We start from the raw sequence: 21,661 nt of genomic DNA on the forward strand, positions 1-21,661 counted from the left end.
GTTATTTGGATAGACAAACATACTATAAAATTAGTTGTTTTTTAAAAAAAGAAGCTATTTTTTTCTAACAGTTTTCTCTTTCAGTTTATTTCTGATTACCGTTTTATTTTTTATAATTCCGTTTAATAAAACGACAAACAATACTATAAATGCTCCAAAATAAAACTCTGGATTCATTTTTTCTTTATCACCAAAAATAAAAAGCGCTAAGATGATTGCATAAATAGGCTCTAGATTAACGGTTAACATTACTGTATAGGGCGATATATATTTCATCACTTTAACTGACACAATAAATGCATACGCTGTACAAATACTACTTAACAGAAAAAGATACATCCAGTCTGATGTTGGAATAACAAAAAAGGATACCGAAAACTTATTTGTAATTAAAAGATATATCGTTATAACAAGAACTCCAAAAAACAGTTGATACAAAGAAATGATTTCTGCAGTATATTTTTGAATAAAAAGACCATTTAAAACAGCAAATAATGCACTTAAAAATGAAGCAATTAACGCATAAAAAATACCTAGTTGATACTGACTTTCAAAATTAAAAATAATGTAAAGTCCTAAAATAACGACTAAACCCAACACTATTTCTAAAAGCTTAATCCTTCTTTTAAAGAAAACAGGTTCTATTAAAGCGCCAAAAAAAGCACCTGTACTCATGGTTACCAACGCAACAGAAACATTAGAAACCTTAATCGCTTTAAAGAAAAAGACCCAATGCAAAGCAATGATAACACCTGTTACAAAAAACTTAACAAGTCCTTTTTTATCAACCTTAAAAGATTTTTTTTTGAAAACAAAATACAGTACAATAAAAATAACTGCTAAAGACATTCTGTACCAAACTAAAGGTATGGCATCTAAGCTAATTAAAGCTCCTAAAATTGCTGTAAAACCCCAAATAAAAATAATAAGGTGCAGCAGTAAATAATTTTTTAATTTACTTTCTTGCATTTAAATAAAGATAAATGGCCAAACAGCCAAAAACTATATTAGGTAACCAAACGTAAAGTAGCGAATTTACTCCTGCTACAGCGCCTAAAACCTCAGCTATTTTCATTAAAAAAACATATAGAAACATAATACCAATACCCAATGCTAAATTAACACCAGTACCACCTCTTCGTTTTCTAAATGCTAAAGCTACTGCAATAATTGTTAAGATATAAGAAGCTATTGGCAAACTTGTTCTTTTATGAAACTCTACCAAATAAGCATTTAAATTTTTAACACCTCTCTTTTTAGAAATGCCAATAAATTTAAGCAATTCATTAGAAGGCATTTCTTGTGCTAATGCAGATTTATAAATTAAATCTTTAGGTGTAAAGTTAAAAACAGTATCAATCTTAACTCCTGAAAAAATACTATCTCTATCTTTAAAAATCTTACGCATTTTCCAGTTAGACAAGGTAAAAGAAGAATCTTTATCACTATAATTTATTCTATTTGCAACTAATTTAGATTTCAATTCTATACCATTATAAACTTCTGATGTAAAATCATAACCAGAATTAGATTCCGTATCAAAACTTCGTATAAAAATGTACGTACTATCTGTTAGTTGTAAACTAAACTCTTTTACGTATTTTAACTCGTGTTTCTGTCTGTTATTCTGAATGTACTCTTTTTCGAATTTCTTTCTTTCTTTACTACTACTAGGTACTACAAAATGATTCATTGCTAAAGAAACAATGGTAATTAAAGTAGCTCCAACAAAATAAGGATACAAAAAACGTGTAAAAGAAACCTTTGCATTAGTAATGGCAATAATTTCTGTATTGTTTGATAATTTAGAAGTAAATAAAATTACCGCAATAAACAATGCCAAAGGCATAAACGTGTTTGCATAATAGATGATAAAATTTTTATAATACTCATCTACAATTTGGTAAAACCCTAAATCTGTATGTTCTAAAAAATTATCAATCTTTTCTGATATATCTATCGCAATTGCAATAGGAATCAAGATTAATAAGGTAAACACAAAAGTTACCAAAAATCGTTTTAATATGTACCAATCTATTATCTTCAAAATTATTTTTGTTGTTGGTTTGTGGTTTATCGTTTGTGGTTGCAACTAAAAACTAACAACCATAAACCATTAACTATAATCGCTTATCCATTTGTTTTACCATCATATCTTTCCACTCTCTAAAATCTCCTGCTAAAATATGTTTTCTTGCTTCACGAGTTAACCAAACATAAAAACCTAAATTATGAATAGAAGCTATTTGTTTTCCTAACATTTCTTTTGCAGCAAAAAGATGACGTAAATAAGCTTTTGAGTACATAGTGTCTACCCAAGTAATATCCATATCATCTATTGGAGAAAAATCTTCTGCCCACTTTTTATTTTTGATGTTGATAGAACCATGTGCCGTAAACAACATTCCGTTTCTTGCGTTTCTTGTTGGCATAACACAATCGAACATATCGATACCCAAAGCAATGTTTTCTAAAATGTTAATTGGCGTACCAACTCCCATTAAATAACGTGGCTTGTCTTCTGGTAAAATTTCTGTAACCACTTCTGTCATTGCATACATTTCTTCTGCAGGTTCACCTACAGAAAGACCTCCAATTGCATTTGCTTGTTGTCCTGAATTTGCAATATATTCGGCAGATTGTCTACGCAAATCTTTATACGTACTTCCTTGTACTATTGGCATAAAGGTTTGCTCAAAACCATATTTAAATGGTAATTTATCTAAATGATTGATACATCTATCTAACCACCTATGCGTCATATGCATAGATCTTTTTGCGTAATTATAATCGCAAGGATACGGTGTACATTCATCAAACGCCATAATTATATCAGCTCCAATGGTACGCTGCGTTTCCATTACGTTTTCTGGTGTAAAAAAGTGCATAGAACCATCTATATGACTTTTAAACTTCACCCCTTCTTCGTTAATTTTTCTTCTTCCAGAAAGAGAATATACTTGGTAACCTCCAGAATCTGTTAAGATGTTACGATCCCAATTCATAAACTTATGCAAACCACCTGCTTTTTCTAAAATATCCATTCCTGGACGTAAGTATAAGTGATAGGTGTTTCCTAAAATAATATCGGGATTTATTTCGTTTTTAAGTTCTGTTTGATGGACTCCTTTTACGGTTCCAACAGTACCCACAGGCATAAATATTGGCGTTTCAATTTCTCCATGATCAGTAGTTATTACTCCTGCTCTTGCCTTACTTTTTGGGTCGGTTATTTTTAAGTCGAATTTCAATCGTATAAATTTTGATGATTCTTGTGATTAAAATTAATCACAAAATTAAGAACGTGTATAATTACTTTGTTCTCTAATTTATTTATTCTAAAAACAAATAAACTTTATTTTCATTGCTGGCAAAGATACTATTATTTAAGAATTGATAAATAAAATGAAGTGTTATAAAAAACGAAAAGTTACAGCCCTACTTTTGTTGGCAAAAATGCGCGTTAAGGATTGCAACGGAAATCCTTTTTTATTTTTTTAAATAAAAAAGATTGCAGAGCAAAGCCTGACCTAAAAAGGAACTCCCAAAAACTACCAGCGTTTCTTTTTAGCAGAAAAACCGCCACTATTTCTTTTACTTTTTGGTGATGACTTTCTAAAAGAGGCACTTTTTTTATTAAAATCGTTTTTAGTTGGCGCTTCTCTTTTCTTAGAAGTTTGCTTTTTTGGTTTTTCTTTAACAGCAGATGCTTCTTCTGTTTTAGAAGAGGTAGAAATCATTTTATTAATTTCACTCATTTCTTGTTCGGTTAATTCTCGCCAATCTCCTGCTTGCAAATATCCAAGCTCTACATTCATAATTCTTGTACGTTTTAACTTGGTTACTTCATAACCTAAGTGCTCGCACATTCTACGAATTTGACGATTTAAACCTTGTGTTAAAATGATTTTAAAAATTTTACCACTTATTTTTTCTACCAAACATTTTTTGGTCATGGTACCTAAAATAGGAATTCCGCTTCCCATTGCTTGGATAAACTCATCTGTAATAGGCTTGTCTACAGAAACAAAGTATTCTTTCTCGTGATTGTTGCCTGCTCGTAAAATTTTATTTACAATATCACCATCGTTTGTAAGAAAAATTAATCCTTCAGACGGTTTATCTAAACGCCCAATCGGGAATAATCGTTCTGGGTAATTTACATGCTTTACAATATTATTTGGCTCTCTCTCATCTGTTGTAGAAACAATACCAACCGGCTTGTTTAAAGCGATATATAGAATTTCGTCTTTGGGTTTTACTAACCTTCCATCGAATTTTACAACGTCCTTTTCTCCTACTCTGTTTCCTAATTGAGTGGCTCTTCCGTTAATTGTAATTCTGCCTTCTTTTATATATTTTTCTGCTTCTCTACGAGAGCAAATACCAGAAGAACTTATATATTTATTAAGGTTTGTAGATTTTTTATTTGTATTGTCCAAAGAAAATAATTTTATGCAAAAGTAAGTATAAGATTATAATTTTATGTGTCTAAAATTGTTATTCTTATCTAATCTATCTTTCTTTGATCAAACCATTTACCCACAAAATTTAAGTTTAAAGTAATTTTATGAAAATTCTCTTTAATTAATTTGTTTTCTAAAGTACCTTCTCTCCCATACGAATAAGAGATATTAAAGTAATCATTGCTATATTTTTTCATAGGTAAACCTACTCCTAAAGACACAAAATAACTATCTATCTGTTCATTGGATATTTTTAAAAACCCCGTGTTGTAATTTACTCCTGCTCTGTATTTTACATTAGACCAATAACTGTATTTTTCTTTTGCAGATACAAACTGTACACCAAAAGCATAAATAGATTGGTTTGCATAACTCTCGTTATTTTGTTGCTGATTGGTATCACTCCAAAGTAATTTACGATAATCCAAACTGGTGGTAATTTTTTTGTTGATGACCAATGTAATTCCCACTCCGTAAGTAAGCGGAAGTTCAAAATTATCTAAATCATTTTCAACCTCACTTTCTATAGCTATTGATGTTCCGCTAGAAGTTGTTTTATAAGATGTTCTTGTTTGCGTTCCGCTTAAAGAGCTTGGTAATTCTAAAGTACCACCAAGTATTGTTTCGACTCCTTTAATAGTTGGTAATTTGTATTGCAAACCTGTTTTTAGCTTTACACCTCCATAATAATTTTGATCGCTAATAGAAACTAAAGAGCCTGCATAGGCTAAACTTTCTTGATTGATAGATCCAAAGAGAAAAGAAACATCTACACCAAAAGATAGGTTTTTAATCACCTTAAAACCGGTGGATAAATAAAATTTATTCAAGCCCCCTTCTCCTGTTACCCTTGTAATATAAGTATCCGTAGCTCCTTCAATGGCATTTTCTACATCTATATTATAACCTGTTTTTGTATACGGAAGCAAGCCAATACCCACACCCCAATCTTTTTTTATTGGAAATGCGATGGCAATGTGTGAGATATTTCCGTTCGTAGAAGTTTCACTAACACTATTTGTTTTTAATGTAGAATAGGTACCATTTAAACCAAACTCGTACAAGAACGATTTTGGTAAAACACCACTTAAACTCGCTGGGTTAAATAAATTTATTTCAAATGGGTTTGCTTGTGCAATACCGGTATTTCCTAAACCTGTTAAACCTCCGGTTGCTGTTTTATTTTCTACCCCTAAACCAAACAAAGAATAGGGTGTATTTGTATTTACTTGTCCTAACAAAACATTTACAGATCCAATTAACACTATTAATAGTAGGTTCTTTTTCATCTTAATAGTTTAAAAATTTTACTGATAATTTTACTTCGTTATTGGTACTTGGGTTATTTTCTATAACCAATTTATCCACTTCTTTTGTGTAATCTTCATACTGAATCATTAATGCATAATTTAAATCTTCTTCTGTAAAAAGAATACTTTCTACAAAGCCACTTAAATCGATAGTGTAATACGTGTTTTCATCAAACTCATCATTATTTTCAACTAAAATAGCAGACGCAACATTGCCATCTATACCTGTAAGCTGTTCTATAATTCTATTTTTATGATCTACCACAAAAACCGATAAAGATTCTGGCAAGGGGTTGTCTTCATTATAACTACCTAACAGCGGATTAAAGGTTAATGTTGCACTTAAAGTGGTTGCATTTTCATACAATTCAGTGAGTCTTTTTATAGAGGGAATTTCTATTCTCGGTGTAACACCAATGCCTCCTTGTGCAAATAGTAAATTATCTGTTTCTGTACTTATTTTAATTTCTTCTCCATCTTCAAAATTCCCCACAGTGGAATTAGAGAAGTTTCCCTCAATTTGATTAAACTGTTTGGCGGCACTAGAAATTGTAAAGTCCATATAATAGCTATTATCTTCACTATCATCATCTTTTACCGAATAATACAAGCGCATACCAGAGTTACCAACGGTACTTTGCCCCACTTGTGCATTAAAACCTAGAATATGGCTATTTACTGTTGTATTTGGTACAATCGCTAATCCTTTAAAATATTGTAAAAAATCATCTGTAGTATTAATATCATTATCTACAATTTTATCAAAAATTTCTTCCCCTAAAACGTTATCCATTTTAATAAATAATGAATCCGTAGCTCTATTGGGCCTTGGTGTAAATGAAATTTGACCTAAAATATTGGCGTCATATTTTAAGGAAGAAGTATTGTATAAACTATTATTATCTTCTGTTTCTACCGTTTCTGTAATTCTGTGTAAAGTATAGGTTTGTATTTTAGTTGTATCACCATAATAGTAATTATCATAATTTAAAATAAACCCAATAGAATCATATTCTGCATTGGTATCAATAGAAAAATTAGAGTTTATTAACTGTAGATATGATTTTGCAGACAAACTACCTAAATTTTCATCCACCACATTACCTACTAAAATTCTATTTGTACTTTCAGTAACAATAGAATCTCGTTTAAAAGTTCCTGCTTTTACCGTAAACGTATCTATAACCCTAACCTGAATATTGTTTTCTATAAAATCACTACCAACTTCATAAACAGTAGTATCATCTGTTGCACAGGATATCAGAAAAACAAAACTTAAAACACCAATAATTAAATACCTCATTTTACTTTTTTAGCAAAAGTATTAGGGTCGTTTTCATCAAAAATCACAAAATATATAAACGCTATTTTTTTATAGACTTACCACTAAAAAACACCTCTAAACTCAATTATTAACACCTTTTAAGAAAATTAACATTTGATTTACATGTTTATCTGTAAAATACCCCTGTTTGTCTATTTTGTACTATTTTAAATTAAATAGCTTTTACGTTTGCCAAATAATTAAGCAAATGAATAAATTAAATCTAATGAGAAAAACAAATTTAATACAAAAGAGTTCTAAACTCTTTTTAGCAACATTGCTAATGTCTCTATTTTTTATAGGATGTAGTAGTGATGATGATGATGACGATGAGTACGGAAACTGGGTAGAAAGTTCTACTTTTGATGGAAATTCTAGAGCAAACTCAGTAAGCTTTACCATTGGTACAAAGGGATATTTAGTTACCGGCCATGATGGTGATGATTATTTAGCTGATACTTGGGAATACAATTCTGACAATGATTATTGGGTAAAAAAAGCCAATTTTCCGGGAGTTGCAAGAAGTGGTGCTGTTGGTTTTTCTATTAACGGAAAAGGATATTTAGGTACAGGGTATGACGGAGAGAGTAGGCTAAATGATTTTTGGGAATATGATCCATCATCAGATGCTTGGACACAAAAAGCAGATTTTGCAGGAACCGCAAGATATGGAGCAATCGCTTTTACTATTGGTAACGATGGTTATATTGGTACTGGTTACGATGGCAGCGAACAAAAAGATTTTTGGAAATACAATGTAGCCGCAAATACTTGGGAGCAATCAGTTGGTTTTGGTGGAGAAAAGCGTCAAAATGCGTCTGTTTTTACCATTAATGATGTAGCTTATATTGGTTTAGGAATTCATAATGGTGCATACGAAAAAGATTTTTATGCATTTAATGGTACTACTTGGACAAGGCTAACTGACTTAGACGATGATGACGACGACGACGATGATTATGAAATTCTATTAAGCAGTGGAGCCGCTTTTTCATTAAATGGAAAAGGATATGTAACTACCGGTATTTCTGGTTCTATTACCACAGAAACTTGGGAATATGACCCAAGTACAGATACTTGGGATGAGTTACCTGTATTTGAAGGTACTGCAAGACAAGATGCCTCTGCCTTTACTTTCGATTCTAAAGCTTTTGTTTTAATGGGTAGAAGTGGTAGTTATTATTTTGATGATGTTTGGGAATTTAGACCCGATGAATTAGAAAATGAAGACGATTAAGTTTTAGTAAACTTATTTTTCTAAAAATATAGAAGATTAAAAATGAAGATACTATAAATCAGTTTCTTCATTTTTAATCTTTTTTGTGATAAAAACAACAATTCATTGGGAGACTTTTTAGAAACATCCTTCATAATTTTGCACCTATTAAATAATGGATAGCTTGAATACAACATTAAAAAAACTGAATACAAAAATACTGATTCATAGTCTTATATGGATTTTTTTTCTGGCTATTACCGCCATTCAGTCTTATGCTCGCTTTAGCACCATTCCTAATCAGTTTTACATTTTAAACTTCATTTTTATTGCTGCTTTTTATCTAAATTATTTAGTACTAATTCCTAAATTTTTACTGAATAAAAAAATTATTCTATATGTTGTTCTTTCTTTAGTAATTATATTTTCTGTAATTTATGTAATAGAATCTTTTCTAAAAATTTCACTAAAACCCCCTTTTCTTAATAATGGATTCGATCACAACTTTTCAAGACGTCGTCAAAATAACATAAACTTAAGACCGCCTATTTTATTGCTCTTATTTTTTGCTTTAAGTACTTGTATAAAACTAGTTTCTGAATGGTATAAATCAGAAAAAGAAAGAACTTTAATTGCTTCTCAAAAAGTAAATTCTGAATTATCTTTTTTAAAAGCACAGTTAAATCCTCATTTTTTATTCAACTCTTTAAACAGCATTTATTCTTTAGCTAATAAAAAGTCCGACGATACAACTGTGGCCATTGTTACACTTTCTGAACTCATGCGGTATATGATTTATGAAGCCAATGAAGAGTTAATTTCCTTAGAAAAAGAAATAGATTATATAAAAAACTACATCTCTTTACAGTTGTTACGTTTAAAAGATTCTAGTGGTGTAAAAATAAATATTCATGGAGATTTAAACTACAAAATAGAGCCTTTACTGCTCATCTCTTTTATAGAAAACGCCTTTAAATACGGAACAGATTATAAAGGAAAAACAGACATTAACATAAAGATTTCTACCATTAACGATCAATTACACCTAGCCGTTTACAATCTATGCTCTTTACAAAACACCATCAATAAAGATTCTGGCATTGGTTTAGAAAACATACAAAATAGGTTGAACTTATTGTACCCAAAAACACATACTTTAGAGATTACAAACACAAAGAAATCATTTGAAATTCATTTAAAAATCGAATTAAAAAAATAAAATATGAAGTGTATAATTATTGATGATGAACCGCTTGCACTTGAATTATTAGAAGATTTTATTTCTAAAATTCCGTTTTTAGAATTAGTCGCATCTTGCTCTAACGGTTTTGAAGCTACAAGCTTTTTACAAGAACAAACAATCGATTTAGTTTTTACAGACATAGAAATGCCTGATTTTTCTGGAATCGATTTTATAAAATCTCTAGAAACAAAACCCATGTTTATTTTCACTACCGCTTATTCTCATTATGCAGTAGAGGGTTTTAATTTAAACGCCATCGATTACCTTGTAAAACCCATCCCGTTTCATCGATTTTTAAAAGCAGCCACAAGAGCTCAAAATTTATTAAAATCAAAAGAAGAAGAAGAAGAAACACCGGTTGCAAACCAAGAAATAAATCCTGATTTTATTTTTGTAAAATCTGAATACGAAAATTTAAAAATAAATTTGTGCGATATTAAATATATCGAATCTTTAAAAGATTATATTAAAATTCATACCCATAAAGAAAAACCTATTTTAACGCTCAGCAGCCTCAAAAGCTTTGAAGAAAAATTAGGAAAAACAAACTTTATACGTGTACATAAATCCTTTATTGTTTCTTTAAAACACATTTATTCAGTACAAAGAAATAGAATTATTATTGATGATAATTGGATACCGATTGGTTTAAATTACCGTGAAGAATTTATCAAAAAAATTGATCATTAATTTACAATTCTATGGTCCTAAAAGTCAGGTTAATTCTTGGCGAGTTTACTTTTTTAGTAGGTGGTAATCGATGAAGCCAATGGGTTTGAGTACCTTCTCTCATCACTAATAAACTTCCTTTTTCTAAAACAATATCTACTCTCTGTTTGTTCTTTTTATGCTTAAAAGAAAACTTACGGTCGGCTCCTAAAGATAACGAAGCAATAGCGCCATTTTCTCGTAACATTTTTTCTCCATCAGAATGATATGCCATTCCTTCTGCTCCTGTAGGGTATAAGTTTAACAGACAAGAATTATAGGTTGCTCCACTTTCTCGTTCTACGATTTCTTTCAAAGCTAACAACTCTTCAGTAAAAATATTTGCCCTTTTTGTTATTTTAGAATAGGTATAAGAATATTCAGATTCGCCATACCAAGCCACCTTTCTTTTGGTGATGATTTTTTTACCAAAAATAATTGCTTCATCATTTTTAAATTGAATGGTTTCCATCAATTTTTGATAATAAAATTCACATTGTTTTTTATCTAAAACAAGTCCGTGGTAATTGGTAACCCCATCAAAAGGTAAAATATTTTTGATGCTTTCTGTCGAGAATAAATCCATAAAATAAAAATACTAATTAAACTTGAAATGATTACTTTTAAAGGATAAAATAAGAGTTTATGCACAATAATTTAATCATATTAGCAGGTGGCGCATCTTCTAGAATGAAAAAACCTGCGACTTCTAAAACTATAAATTCAGATGAAACTACACAAGCCAACAACAGAAGTAAAAGTTTAATTAGTTTAGATAATTCTGGTAGACCTGTGTTAGATTATCTTTTGTATAACGCTAAAAAGGCGGGTTATAAAAATATCTATATTGTAATTAATGAAAAAGGTGGTTTGTTTAAGGAATTTTACGGTAGCAAAGATAAAAACAATAATTTTAACGAGTTAAATATTTCTTTCCCCATTCAATATATTCCTGCAAATAAAGAAAAACCTTTCGGAACCGCAGATGCACTTTTACAAGCGGTAGAGCAGTTTCCCGAATTGAACAATCAATTTTATACGGTCTGTAATAGTGATAATTTATATTCTACAAAAGCGTTAAATTTATTGAGAGAAACAGAGCATAAAAATGCATTTATCTCATATAACAGAGATACTTTAGAGTTTCCTTTAGAGCGAATTTCTAAGTTTGCTCTCACCAAATTAAACGAGCATAATGAACTGGTACATATTCTTGAAAAACCATCAGAACAAGATGTTCCTAATTTTTACGATAGAGAACAAAAGTTAAGAGTCAGCATGAATATTTTTAAGTTTGAAGGAAAAGAATTCTATCCTTTTTTAAAGAATTGCCCCGTGCATCCTAGAAGAAATGAAAAAGAAATGCAAACTGCCTTGTTAAATTATATTACAGAAACCGATAATAAAGTGGTCGGAATTCCGCTTTCGGAACATGTTCCAGATTTGTCTTCTAAAGATGATATCGCAATTGTAAAAGCATATCTAAAAAAGAATTACACTACTTTAGATTGGAATGCGTAATAAAAAGAACCTAGCTTCCCCAAAATTTTAAAAAGCGATTACAACACTTTTTAAAACTTAAAAAATACGGATATTTTGTATAAAAGTATCCGTATTTTTACAGCATGGAATTTAAATTGGTATCAGAGTTTTCTCCTACCGGAGATCAACCGCAAGCAATAAAAGAACTTACAAAAAACATTAAAGGTGGCGAAAAATATCAAACACTTTTAGGGGTAACGGGTTCTGGTAAAACGTTTACCGTTGCCAATGTGGTAAAACAAGTAGACAAACCCACCTTAGTTTTGGCACATAACAAAACATTGGCAGCTCAATTGTATTCTGAATTTAAACAATTTTTTCCTGAAAATGCTGTAGAGTATTTTGTTTCTTACTACGATTATTATCAACCAGAAGCCTACATTCCGGTAACGGGAACTTTTATAGAAAAAGATTTATCTATTAATGATGATATCGAACGTTTGCGTTTAAGCACCACTTCTTCCCTACTTTCTGGTAGACGAGATGTGTTGGTCGTTGCTTCGGTTTCTTGTTTGTATGGTATTGGAAACCCTGTAGAATTTAAGAAAAACGTAATTCCTATTCATGTTGATCAACAAATTGCAAGAACCAAATTTTTACATCAATTAGTACAAAGTTTATATTCTAGAACAGAACACGAAATAAAAAGTGGAACCTTTAAAGTAAAAGGTGATGTGGTTACCATTTATCCGTCTTACGGAGACAATGGCTATAGAGTCCATTTTTTTGGTGATGAAATTGAAGAAATAGAATCGTTCGATTTAGAAAACAATATCGTTTTAGAAAGCTTTAGTGAACTCACCATTTATCCTGCAAACTTGTTTGTAACATCACCAGACATTTTACAAAATGCCATTCATCAAATTCAAGAAGATATGATGAAACAAGTGGAATATTTTAAAGAAATAGGAAAACATTTAGAAGCAAAACGTTTAAAAGAACGAACTGAGTTTGACTTAGAAATGATTCGTGAATTGGGTTATTGTTCTGGTATTGAAAACTATTCTCGTTATTTAGACGGACGAGAACCTGGAACACGACCTTTCTGTTTGTTAGATTATTTTCCGGATGATTATTTAATGGTGATTGATGAAAGCCATGTGACCATTCCGCAAACGCACGCCATGTATGGTGGCGATAGAAGTAGAAAAGAAAATTTGGTTGAATATGGTTTTAGATTACCTGCTGCAATGGACAATCGTCCGTTAAAGTTTGATGAATTTGAAGGTGTACAGAACCAAGTAATTTATGTTTCTGCAACGCCTGCAGATTACGAACTAGAAAAAACTGAAGGTGTTTTTGTAGAGCAAATTATTCGCCCTACGGGTTTATTAGATCCTGTTATTGAAATTCGCCCAAGTTTAAACCAAATTGATGATTTAATTGAAGAAATTCAGGTTCGTGTAGAAAAAGACGAACGTACTTTGGTAACTACATTAACCAAAAGAATGGCAGAAGAACTGACCAAATATCTAACAAGAGTAAACATTCGTTGTCGTTATATTCATTCTGACGTAGATACTTTAGAGCGTGTAGAAATTATGCAAGATTTGCGTAAAGGTATTTTTGATGTTTTAATTGGAGTTAACCTTTTGCGTGAAGGTTTAGATTTACCTGAAGTTTCTTTAGTCGCAATTTTAGATGCCGATAAAGAAGGTTTTTTAAGAAGTCATAGATCTATAACACAAACCGTTGGTAGAGCCGCAAGAAATGTAAACGGTTTGGCTATTTTATATGCTGATAAAATGACCAACAGCATGCAAAAAACCATTGATGAAACCGAACGCAGACGAGAAAAACAAATTGCCTACAACACCAAACATGGGATTACTCCGACTCAAATCAACAAAAAAATTGACGATACTTTGTCTAAATCTGCTGTTTCTAGTTACCATTATGACAACGCAAAACAAGTAGCCGCAGAACAAGATTTACAATATTTACCAAAAGAGGAAATAGAAAAACGTATTAGAGATAAACGCAAACAGATGGAAGCTGCCGCCAAAGGTTTAGATTTTATTGTTGCCGCTAAACTACGTGATGAAATTGCTGTTTTGAGGGAGAAATTATAATTCTATTTAGTTTGCTTTTTATTTAATAAAAATATAAATTCGCTGTCCTTAAAATTAAGTATCCTTATTAAAGGTTTATGATGATAAGGTATTTTAAACCAGACTCAAAGAGAGTATTATAAATAAATATTTAAATTAAAAAAAATGATTAAAAATTCAATGAAAATGATGACAGTAGTATTTGCTTCATCAATGTTATTAACTTCTTGCTACTCATATACTAGTGTTGTTGGAGAAGGTGCTAAAGGAAACTCTCAAACAACTCAATGGAATCATTATGTTGTTTATGGATTAGCTCCAGTTGGAGTTTCTGATTCTAAGCAAATGGCAGGTGGTGCAAAAGATTATACAGTAACAACTAGACAATCATTTGTTAACGGATTAGTATCTGCTTTAACATTTGGAATATATACTCCATCAACTACTACAGTAACTAAATAGTTAATGAATTTAAGAAGAAAGGTAATTTATAATTACCTTTCTTTTGAAAAAAAGAAAAATGAAAAAAGTAATATTTTACGTTTCAATCATAATTTCTCTAATAATATTAGTTAACATAATACAAATACTAACTACAGATTTAGAACGATTAACAGAATATGGTTATGGATATTTAGCTGGAAAAATCATTCTTTTTGGAATATTTTTGACACTTACCCTTTTTACTAAAAAGTATGTTCTGAAAAATAAAAAAACAGCATAAAATCACTTTTATACTGCCAAACTCCTCCTAAATAGAATTATCACAAATACATAAGATATTCATAATAAAATTTTAGATTTTCTTATAGCCACTAAACTGCGTGATGAAATTGCTGTTTTTAACAGAAAGCTTATATGTATATTCTAATAAATAAAAAAAGAATGTTTCTACTCTTTATTTCTTGGCTTAAAAAAGTAACTTAGCTAACAATAAAAATGACAAAAAAGGAACAAATAGCATCAAAGGAAACGATATATATTGCGGGCGGTTGTCTTTGGGGGGTACAAGAGTTCTTAAAACACCTACCTGGTGTACTTGAAACTCAAGCTGGCAGAGCTAATGGCGCTACCAAATCTACTAAAACAACCTATGATAGTTATGCAGAATGTGTAAAAACTACCTTTGACCCTCAGCTTGTTTCAATTGAAGATTTAATTCATCATTTTTTAGAAATTATTGACCCTTATAGCATCAACCAACAAGGAAACGATATCGGAGAGAAATATCGCACAGGCATCTATAGTGATAATCAAAATCACCTGTTAAAGGCAAAAAAATACATTCAAAAAGTAGAACAGACACTAAATCATCAAAATAAAACCATAAAAAAAATAGCTATTGAAGTGCTTCCTTTAACAAATTTTATACTAAGTGACGCAGAACATCAAGATAGATTAACCTTGCATCCGAATGATCATTCTTATTGTCACATTCCTTTAGAGATACTGCATAAGTATAAAAAAAGTAACAACTAATAGTTAGCTATAACTCTGTTAAGACTGTAATTTAAACCAAGCATAAAAAAGCAAATCTTAATTAGCCTCTATACTCTTAATGAACAATGACTTATCTATTTCTTTATTTCTTTTATTGAGGTATTCATTAAGCGCAAGGGAAGCGAAAATAAGACTTCCACCAATTAAAATCTTTTGAATATCTGCCTCTTTATTCCATATAACAAGGTTAACAATTAAACCTATTGGAACTAACGCATTATTCATAATCGCTAACGAGCCTGTATTTACCATAACAACACCTTTGTTCCAAAAAAAATAACCTAGACCAGAAGCCACAGCGCCTAAGTATATGATTACTCCCCACTGAACTGATGTGGTTGGTAACTTTTCTGTTGCCCCAAAAATGAAAAAAGCAATTAGAGCTACTAAAAACGCTCCAATAAAAAACAATCCAAAAATAGTATGCTTTGGTGTGCTTTCTAATTCAGGTGTAGATTTTAATACATACTTGTAAGCAATTTGACCAACAGCAAAACAAAGATTGGCACCTTGGGTAATCATAAAACCTAAAAACACATTTTCGTTAATACTTGAGTACTGAATATAAGCAGCTCCTAAAACAGCTATTAAAGCAGTAAGTAAATGTCTTTTATGAAATCGCTTACTTAAAATGTCGTTTAATAAAGTAATGTAAATCGGTGTAAGTACACTAAAAAGTAACACTTCTGGAACCGTGAGAAATAAAAACGACTGAAAATAAAAACAATACATCAAACCTAATTGGACAGAACCAATTGCGATAAGTTTTAAAATTGTTGCTGCTTTAATTTCTTTCAGCCTTAAAAAAGGCAAAAATATGATGGTAGCAATACCAATACGCATCAAGACAGAAAACCATGCATCTACATACCCAGAAAGATATACTCCAATTAAGCTAAACGAAAAAGCCCAAATCATAGTAACGCCAAATAAGTATTTCATAAACAATAAATTAATTAGACATCACTTTACAACTATTCAAGACTTTGTTCAAACAACAAACCACCTTTATACATTCCTTTTAAAACAGGGCGAATGTCTATTCCTAATTGCGTTAAACTATACTCTACTCTTGGTGGCACTTCCGGAAAAACCGTTCTAATAAGTAAACCATCATTTTCTAACTCTTTTAGTTGCTTAGACATCATGCGTTCGCTAATATCCGGCATAAGCCGAACCAATTCACTATACCTTTTATCACCTTGAAAAAGATGCAAAATAATGGTGCCTTTTCTTTTTCCTTTAATGGTATTTATAAAAGTATCTATAGGACAGTAACTTTTTTTCATTTTTTTTTTAGGCTTACAAGCATTATAAACAGACAAAACAGCACAAAATGTTCGTAAGGGTACTATTCGTAAGCTCTTGTGTATCAAAATATTTTAATCGAACTTTGATGTAAAAGTAAGGAAAACAGCTAAAATAACAATATGGAAAATCAATCGAATTACAAAGCTTTTAGAGTAGAAGAAAAAGATGGAAACTATATTTCTTCTGTTAAAAAAACACCCTTTACAGCGTTAAAAAAAGGCGAAATATTAATAAAAGTACACTATAGTTCTCTAAACTATAAAGACGCCTTGTCTAGTAGAGGAAATAAAGGTGTAACCAGAAATTACCCACACACACCAGGCATTGATGCTGCAGGAACCATTGTTTCTTCTGAATCTGAAAAATTTAAAATTTCTGATGAAGTTATTGTTACAAGTTACGATTTAGGAATGAATACAGACGGAGGCTTTGCAGAATATGTTAAAGTACCAGAAGATTGGGTTGTAAAGTTGCCCAAAAATCTTTCTATGAAAGAAGCTATGACAATTGGTACAGCAGGCTTAACCGCTGGTATGTCGGTTTTAAGATTAAGTGAAATGGTAAAACCAGAAGACGGCACTATCGTAGTTTCTGGTGCTACAGGTGGCGTTGGATCTACAAGTATTGCCATCTTAAAAAAGTTAGGCTATAAAGTAGCTGCAATTACAGGGAAAGAAACTGAAATTGAATTTTTACAAAAACTTGGAGCAGATGAAATTATCCTACGAAAAGATTTTGAAGAAATGGCAAAAAAACCGCTTTTAAAACCTCTTTTTGCAGGAGGAATTGACACTGTAGGTGGTGTAATTCTAGAAAACATTATAAAAGCGACACATCCGATGGGAGTTGTAACTTGTTGCGGAAATGTAGCTTCTCCAAAACTTGAGTTAACCGTGTTTCCTTTTATTTTAAGAGGAGTTACTTTAATTGGTATCGATTCTCAAAACTACCCAATGATCTACAGAGAAAAAGTATGGAATAAACTAGCTAACGAGTGGAAAAATGAACAAATAACAGAAGCTTCTTCTGAAATATCTTTAGATGAATTAAATACAAAAATAGATGTAATGCTACAGGGAAAATTAAAAGGGCGAACCTTGGTTGCATTAGAACAATAAATAATATAGTTCCCCCGATTCCCCAAAAAAAAATTGCTGATTTTTTAATAAACTAAAATGCCTCTACATTAGAGGCATTTTAGTTTAATTATACTTTAAATGTGAAACAACTTGTTATTAATTTAGAACGTATCTTTCCCAAAATTTAGAATTACTATCCGCTGCTTCACCAATATTAAAAATCCACCAAATCTCTACACTGTCTGAATAATCTACACCATCATAATGAATATAAGACCATTTATGAGGAAATTTATTTGGAAATTTTTTTGCAATAATAGCATCGGCTTCTATCCAAAGTTTTCGTACTTTTTTATTTGTTGCAGTTTTAGCCAAGGTTATCCATTTAATATCTTTACCTCTATACTCCGGAGTCGAATATGATCCTCGATCTCCCTTTTTACCATCTTTAGGATGATTCCCATCATCCAACGCAAAATAAGTAGTTTTACTTTTTACATATTGCAAATCTAACGCAGCTGTTTTTTTTTCGTTCCAACTACTATGTTGTACTACAATTACATTCGATTTTACAACATCCTTAGAAACTGTTTTAAGAACCTCTGCAACCCAATCTGCTGTAATATTAGATTGTCCTGCTTCTTGCACCCAAACTTTTCCTCCTTTTTTTAAAACAGCTACCACTTTTTTAGTAATTCTTTTTACAGAACCATCCCAATCTGTGTGAGCATTTGTCCATTTTCTACCAAATGCCATCTTAAATAATCTATCTGAAGCTATAAATTTTCCATTCTGACTACCTATAGCGCCAGCAACAGCATAATAGTGAACTCCTTTAAAATCTTTATGTGCTAATAGGCTACCCAAAGCTGCTTGTGCATGAATATCATCAGGATCTGGTTTGCTATCAAACTGAGCAATTAAAAGATCTTTCTTTTTATCAAAAAAAGGACGTTCTGTAGCGGTAATCAAGTTAGAAAATACTATAAATAGGATAAATAATACGTTTTTAAAATTCATAATACTTGTTATATCAATAAGATGTTTATTTTTTTATCAATAAAGATACTTGTAAGCACTTGATAAACCAAATTCTACCACTTAAAAAAAAATCAAAATATTTATCAGTAAATAAAATATTAATCGTAATATTGCAATGAATGAATAAAACAAGTATATGGGATTAGCAAAAACCGAAATGTTTACCGATCAACAAAATGAAATAGCATTATTTGCTAAAGTTTTTGGACATCCGGCAAGAGTAACTATTTTACAACATTTGTTTAAAATTGATTCTTGTGTGTGTGGTGATTTAGTAAACGAAATAGGATTGGCACAACCCACCATTTCTCAGCATTTAAAAGAATTAAAACATTTAGGTTTGATAAAAGGAAGTGTAGAAGGCACAAGTGTTTGTTACTGTATTCATAAAGAAAACTGGACCGCAATGAAAACGGTTATGTCTGAGTTTTTAAATCAAGATTTATCTCAAAAAACAGATTGCTGTTAAAAAAATTTATATTCATTAATCGTAAAATTGCAATAAACAAATATATTATTATGAAATTATCAGAAGTAAAAGTAGCTCTAAAAGCCTTAAAAACAATTGGTTTTCAATTACCAAACGGAGAATTAGTAGCAAGCCATTTTCATGTTACAGAGGTTGGTAAAATCACCAAACATTTTATTGATTGTGGCGGAACCGTAAGAAATGAGGAAGTGGTAAACTTTCAACTTTGGAATGCAGATGATTATGATCACAGATTGCATCCAGAAAAATTATTAAATATTATAGAGCTTTCTGAAAAGGTTTTAAATATTGAAGATTTAGAAATTGAAGTAGAATACCAAGCAGAAACCATTGGTAAATTCGGACTTGATTTTGATGGAACAAACTTCTTACTAACCTCTAAACAAACCGATTGTTTAGCCAAAGACCAATGTGGAATTCCAGAAGAAAAACCAAAATTACAATTTTCAGAATTAGCTACAGGAAACACTTGTACACCTGGAGGCGGATGTTGTTAAAATAAAACCTATAGATTCAGTATTTAATATACCCGTAAAAAAAATGTGAACAACTGTGTAATCAGCGAGTAATAATTTTAAAATATTCCAAAATTAACTCACAGATTTTACGGATTCACACAGCGTAAATAAAAGAAATACAAATAATCAACTTTTAAAAAAATGATCACAACACAAACAACACTATTTTCTGAAATAGAAAACGTAATTAAAGGTTTAAACTTTGCAGCCATAACAGAAGAACGTAAAACCGTTTTACAACCTTTGGCAGATTATATTCAAACCAAAGTTTCTAATCAACAAGAAATTAGAATCAACTTTATTTGTACGCACAATTCTAGAAGAAGCCATTTATCACAAGTTTGGGCACAAGCAATGGCTAGCTATTTTAACGTTAAAAATGTATTTTGTTATTCAGGAGGAACAGAAGCTACTGCTCTTTTCCCGATGGCTGCAGAAACGTTGAAAAAGGCTGGTTTTCAAATTAAAACAATTGCAGATGGTAAAAACCCTGTTTATAGTATAAAATACGGAGAGAATGAACATCCGATTATTGGGTTTTCTAAAAAATTAGATGATGATTTTAATCCAAAATCTAAGTTTGCAGCAATTATGACTTGCTCGCAAGCAGATGGCGGTTGTCCGTTTATTGCAGGTGCAGAAAAACGCATTCCGATTACTTTTGATGATCCAAAGGCATTTGACAATACACCTCAACAAGCTGAAAAATACCAAGAAAGAAGTCTGCAAATTGCAACAGAATTATTTTATGTTTTCTCTCAAGTAAATTTATAAAAATGGCTTCAAAAAAATTAAGTTTTCTAGACAGTTACCTAACCTTATGGATATTTGTTGCCATGGCAATTGGAGTAAGTTTAGGGTATTTTATTCCTACTTTTCCAAACATTATAAATTCCTTTAGCAGCGGAACTACAAATATTCCTATTGCAATTGGCTTAATATTAATGATGTATCCGCCTTTGGCGAAAGTCAACTACGCACTATTACCTAAGGTTTTTAAAAACACAAAAATCTTATCCATTTCACTAATTTTAAACTGGATTATTGGTCCTGTTTTAATGTTTATTTTGGCAATTACATTTTTACGTGACTATCCAGAATACATGGTCGGACTTATTTTAATTGGTTTGGCTCGTTGTATTGCAATGGTTTTGGTGTGGAATGATTTAGCAGAAGGAAGCGCTGAATACGGAGCTGGACTAGTGGCTTTAAACAGTATATTTCAAGTTTTTGCATATAGTTTTTATGCATGGCTTTTTATAACTGTACTTCCTCCCTATTTTGGGTTTGAAGGTGCAATTGTAGATATTTCCGTAGCTACTATTGCAGAGAGTGTTGCTATTTACTTAGGTGTCCCGTTTCTATTAGGTATTTTAAGTAGATTAATTTTAGTGAAATTAAAAGGAGAAGAATGGTACACAAATAAATTTATCCCTACAATTTCTCCATTAACCTTAATTGCATTGTTATTCACCATTGTAGTGATGTTTTCTTTAAAAGGAGAATTAATTGTAGAAATACCTATGGATGTATTAATCATCGCTGTTCCTTTATTAATTTACTTTACATTGATGTTTATTATTGGATTTTTCTTTACCAAAGCATCAGGGGCAGAATATGATAAAACTGCAGCCGTGGCATTTACAGCTGCAGGTAATAATTTTGAATTAGCAATAGCAGTTGCCATTGCTGTTTTCGGTTTAAACTCCGGACAGGCTTTTGCAGGTGTAATAGGTCCTTTAGTAGAAGTACCTGCTTTAATTTTATTAGTACGTGTTTCTTTTGGGTTGAAGAAAAAATATTACAATAAAGCCTAATTTTATAAACATTTTACTATATAATGAGTTAAATTTGTGTAAACC

Annotated in this window: 23 protein-coding genes; 13 read left to right on the forward strand and 10 right to left on the reverse strand. The window is 31.0% G+C overall.

The genetic code is table 11. The features are described from left to right. Window positions 1–54 precede the first annotated feature (54 nt). From GQR92_RS04795 to GQR92_RS04820, 6 genes are all read right to left on the reverse strand, one after another. Window positions 55–969, reverse strand: a complete 915-nt coding sequence (locus tag GQR92_RS04795) for a DMT family transporter (protein ID WP_158838046.1) — start codon at window positions 967–969, stop codon at window positions 55–57. Continuing rightward, window positions 956–2,047: an LptF/LptG family permease gene (locus GQR92_RS04800; RefSeq protein WP_199269181.1), complete on the reverse strand. Its 1,092-nt coding sequence runs from the start codon at window positions 2,045–2,047 to the stop codon at window positions 956–958. Before GQR92_RS04800 ends, GQR92_RS04795 begins: the two co-directional genes overlap by 14 nt. A gap of 73 nt (window positions 2,048–2,120) precedes the next feature. Beyond that, window positions 2,121–3,251, reverse strand: a complete 1,131-nt coding sequence (gene tgt / locus GQR92_RS04805; protein ID WP_158838047.1) for a tRNA guanosine(34) transglycosylase Tgt — start codon at window positions 3,249–3,251, stop codon at window positions 2,121–2,123. Window positions 3,252–3,551: 300 nt separating this feature from the next. Beyond that, entirely contained in the window at window positions 3,552–4,442 is an 891-nt protein-coding gene (rluF, locus tag GQR92_RS04810; protein WP_158838048.1) for a 23S rRNA pseudouridine(2604) synthase RluF, read from the reverse strand. Window positions 4,443–4,510: 68 nt separating this feature from the next. After that, window positions 4,511–5,755 carry a hypothetical protein gene (locus GQR92_RS04815; protein WP_158838049.1) on the reverse strand — a complete coding sequence of 415 codons (1,245 nt, stop codon included), beginning with the start codon at window positions 5,753–5,755 and terminating at the stop codon, window positions 4,511–4,513. Between the two features lies 1 nt (window position 5,756). Further along, window positions 5,757–7,079, reverse strand: coding sequence for a DUF4270 family protein (locus tag GQR92_RS04820; RefSeq protein WP_158838050.1), 1,323 nt, complete (start codon window positions 7,077–7,079; stop codon window positions 5,757–5,759). Window positions 7,080–7,308: 229 nt separating this feature from the next. Here GQR92_RS04820 and GQR92_RS04825 point away from each other — a divergent pair, with 229 nt between their 5' ends. The 3 genes from GQR92_RS04825 to GQR92_RS04835 all read left to right on the forward strand — a co-directional run bounded on the left by GQR92_RS04825 (window position 7,309) and on the right by GQR92_RS04835 (window position 10,249). Then, the gene (locus tag GQR92_RS04825) at window positions 7,309–8,337 is read left to right on the forward strand and encodes a Kelch repeat-containing protein (RefSeq protein WP_233270009.1); all 1,029 of its coding nucleotides are present in this window, start codon (window positions 7,309–7,311) and stop codon (window positions 8,335–8,337) included. A 163-nt stretch (window positions 8,338–8,500) separates the two neighbouring features. Then, entirely contained in the window at window positions 8,501–9,535 is a 1,035-nt protein-coding gene (locus GQR92_RS04830; RefSeq protein WP_158838051.1) for a sensor histidine kinase, read from the forward strand. A gap of 3 nt (window positions 9,536–9,538) precedes the next feature. Further along, window positions 9,539–10,249, forward strand: a complete 711-nt coding sequence (locus tag GQR92_RS04835) for a LytR/AlgR family response regulator transcription factor (RefSeq protein WP_158838052.1) — start codon at window positions 9,539–9,541, stop codon at window positions 10,247–10,249. Between the two features lies 1 nt (window position 10,250). Here GQR92_RS04835 and GQR92_RS04840 read toward each other — a convergent pair whose 3' ends face one another. Next, entirely contained in the window at window positions 10,251–10,853 is a 603-nt protein-coding gene (locus GQR92_RS04840) for an alpha-ketoglutarate-dependent dioxygenase AlkB family protein (protein WP_158838053.1), read from the reverse strand. Window positions 10,854–10,912: 59 nt separating this feature from the next. Between GQR92_RS04840 and GQR92_RS04845 the strand changes: the two genes are divergently transcribed. From GQR92_RS04845 to GQR92_RS04865, 5 genes are all read left to right on the forward strand, one after another. Then, on the forward strand, window positions 10,913–11,788 hold the full coding sequence (locus GQR92_RS04845) for a sugar phosphate nucleotidyltransferase (RefSeq protein WP_158838054.1): 876 nt from the start codon (window positions 10,913–10,915) through the stop codon (window positions 11,786–11,788). Window positions 11,789–11,892: 104 nt separating this feature from the next. After that, on the forward strand, window positions 11,893–13,881 hold the full coding sequence (gene uvrB / locus GQR92_RS04850; protein WP_158838055.1) for an excinuclease ABC subunit UvrB: 1,989 nt from the start codon (window positions 11,893–11,895) through the stop codon (window positions 13,879–13,881). Window positions 13,882–14,046: 165 nt separating this feature from the next. Continuing rightward, window positions 14,047–14,322, forward strand: coding sequence for a Bor family protein (locus GQR92_RS04855; protein ID WP_233270011.1), 276 nt, complete (start codon window positions 14,047–14,049; stop codon window positions 14,320–14,322). Between the two features lie 58 nt (window positions 14,323–14,380). Continuing rightward, complete coding sequence (locus GQR92_RS04860; RefSeq protein ID WP_158838056.1) at window positions 14,381–14,584, forward strand: hypothetical protein; 204 nt, start codon at window positions 14,381–14,383, stop codon at window positions 14,582–14,584. A gap of 215 nt (window positions 14,585–14,799) precedes the next feature. Beyond that, entirely contained in the window at window positions 14,800–15,339 is a 540-nt protein-coding gene (locus GQR92_RS04865; RefSeq protein ID WP_158838057.1) for a peptide-methionine (S)-S-oxide reductase, read from the forward strand. Window positions 15,340–15,396: 57 nt separating this feature from the next. Here GQR92_RS04865 and GQR92_RS04870 read toward each other — a convergent pair whose 3' ends face one another. Further along, complete coding sequence (locus GQR92_RS04870; protein ID WP_158838058.1) at window positions 15,397–16,302, reverse strand: EamA family transporter; 906 nt, start codon at window positions 16,300–16,302, stop codon at window positions 15,397–15,399. 32 nt (window positions 16,303–16,334) lie between these two features. After that, the gene (locus GQR92_RS04875; protein WP_158838059.1) at window positions 16,335–16,649 is read right to left on the reverse strand and encodes a winged helix-turn-helix transcriptional regulator; all 315 of its coding nucleotides are present in this window, start codon (window positions 16,647–16,649) and stop codon (window positions 16,335–16,337) included. A 141-nt stretch (window positions 16,650–16,790) separates the two neighbouring features. Here GQR92_RS04875 and GQR92_RS04880 point away from each other — a divergent pair, with 141 nt between their 5' ends. Continuing rightward, window positions 16,791–17,789, forward strand: coding sequence for a YhdH/YhfP family quinone oxidoreductase (locus GQR92_RS04880; RefSeq protein ID WP_158838060.1), 999 nt, complete (start codon window positions 16,791–16,793; stop codon window positions 17,787–17,789). 117 nt (window positions 17,790–17,906) lie between these two features. Here GQR92_RS04880 and GQR92_RS04885 read toward each other — a convergent pair whose 3' ends face one another. Further along, a complete protein-coding gene (locus tag GQR92_RS04885) occupies window positions 17,907–18,770 on the reverse strand; it encodes a hypothetical protein (RefSeq protein WP_158838061.1) in 864 nt (287 codons plus the stop codon). Window positions 18,771–18,927: 157 nt separating this feature from the next. Here GQR92_RS04885 and GQR92_RS04890 point away from each other — a divergent pair, with 157 nt between their 5' ends. From GQR92_RS04890 to arsB, 4 genes are all read left to right on the forward strand, one after another. After that, window positions 18,928–19,260, forward strand: coding sequence for an ArsR/SmtB family transcription factor (locus GQR92_RS04890; protein WP_068449881.1), 333 nt, complete (start codon window positions 18,928–18,930; stop codon window positions 19,258–19,260). A 50-nt stretch (window positions 19,261–19,310) separates the two neighbouring features. Further along, complete coding sequence (locus tag GQR92_RS04895; RefSeq protein WP_158838062.1) at window positions 19,311–19,778, forward strand: DUF6428 family protein; 468 nt, start codon at window positions 19,311–19,313, stop codon at window positions 19,776–19,778. Window positions 19,779–19,940: 162 nt separating this feature from the next. Then, entirely contained in the window at window positions 19,941–20,573 is a 633-nt protein-coding gene (locus GQR92_RS04900) for an arsenate-mycothiol transferase ArsC (protein WP_158838063.1), read from the forward strand. Window positions 20,574–20,575: 2 nt separating this feature from the next. Next, entirely contained in the window at window positions 20,576–21,616 is a 1,041-nt protein-coding gene (gene arsB, locus GQR92_RS04905) for an ACR3 family arsenite efflux transporter (protein ID WP_158838064.1), read from the forward strand. The last annotated feature ends 45 nt before the right edge of the window (window positions 21,617–21,661 follow it).

Source organism: Polaribacter sp. L3A8, from assembly GCF_009796785.1.
In the GTDB taxonomy this organism is placed as follows: Bacteria; Bacteroidota; Bacteroidia; order Flavobacteriales; family Flavobacteriaceae; genus Polaribacter.

Coding starts and splice junctions, on each gene's coding strand:
- GQR92_RS04795 (WP_158838046.1), bottom strand. CDS start 969: ATGCAAGAAAGTAAATTAAAAAATTATTTACTGCTGCACCTTATTATT.
- GQR92_RS04815 (WP_158838049.1), bottom strand. CDS start 5,755: ATGAAAAAGAACCTACTATTAATAGTGTTAATTGGATCTGTAAATGTT.
- GQR92_RS04820 (WP_158838050.1), bottom strand. CDS start 7,079: ATGAGGTATTTAATTATTGGTGTTTTAAGTTTTGTTTTTCTGATATCC.
- GQR92_RS04825 (WP_233270009.1), top strand. CDS start 7,309: ATGAATAAATTAAATCTAATGAGAAAAACAAATTTAATACAAAAGAGT.
- GQR92_RS04835 (WP_158838052.1), top strand. CDS start 9,539: ATGAAGTGTATAATTATTGATGATGAACCGCTTGCACTTGAATTATTA.
- GQR92_RS04840 (WP_158838053.1), bottom strand. CDS start 10,853: ATGGATTTATTCTCGACAGAAAGCATCAAAAATATTTTACCTTTTGAT.
- GQR92_RS04845 (WP_158838054.1), top strand. CDS start 10,913: ATGCACAATAATTTAATCATATTAGCAGGTGGCGCATCTTCTAGAATG.
- uvrB (WP_158838055.1), top strand. CDS start 11,893: ATGGAATTTAAATTGGTATCAGAGTTTTCTCCTACCGGAGATCAACCG.
- GQR92_RS04855 (WP_233270011.1), top strand. CDS start 14,047: ATGATGACAGTAGTATTTGCTTCATCAATGTTATTAACTTCTTGCTAC.
- GQR92_RS04860 (WP_158838056.1), top strand. CDS start 14,381: ATGAAAAAAGTAATATTTTACGTTTCAATCATAATTTCTCTAATAATA.
- GQR92_RS04865 (WP_158838057.1), top strand. CDS start 14,800: ATGACAAAAAAGGAACAAATAGCATCAAAGGAAACGATATATATTGCG.
- GQR92_RS04870 (WP_158838058.1), bottom strand. CDS start 16,302: ATGAAATACTTATTTGGCGTTACTATGATTTGGGCTTTTTCGTTTAGC.
- GQR92_RS04875 (WP_158838059.1), bottom strand. CDS start 16,649: ATGAAAAAAAGTTACTGTCCTATAGATACTTTTATAAATACCATTAAA.
- GQR92_RS04880 (WP_158838060.1), top strand. CDS start 16,791: ATGGAAAATCAATCGAATTACAAAGCTTTTAGAGTAGAAGAAAAAGAT.
- GQR92_RS04885 (WP_158838061.1), bottom strand. CDS start 18,770: ATGAATTTTAAAAACGTATTATTTATCCTATTTATAGTATTTTCTAAC.
- GQR92_RS04890 (WP_068449881.1), top strand. CDS start 18,928: ATGGGATTAGCAAAAACCGAAATGTTTACCGATCAACAAAATGAAATA.
- GQR92_RS04895 (WP_158838062.1), top strand. CDS start 19,311: ATGAAATTATCAGAAGTAAAAGTAGCTCTAAAAGCCTTAAAAACAATT.
- GQR92_RS04900 (WP_158838063.1), top strand. CDS start 19,941: ATGATCACAACACAAACAACACTATTTTCTGAAATAGAAAACGTAATT.
- arsB (WP_158838064.1), top strand. CDS start 20,576: ATGGCTTCAAAAAAATTAAGTTTTCTAGACAGTTACCTAACCTTATGG.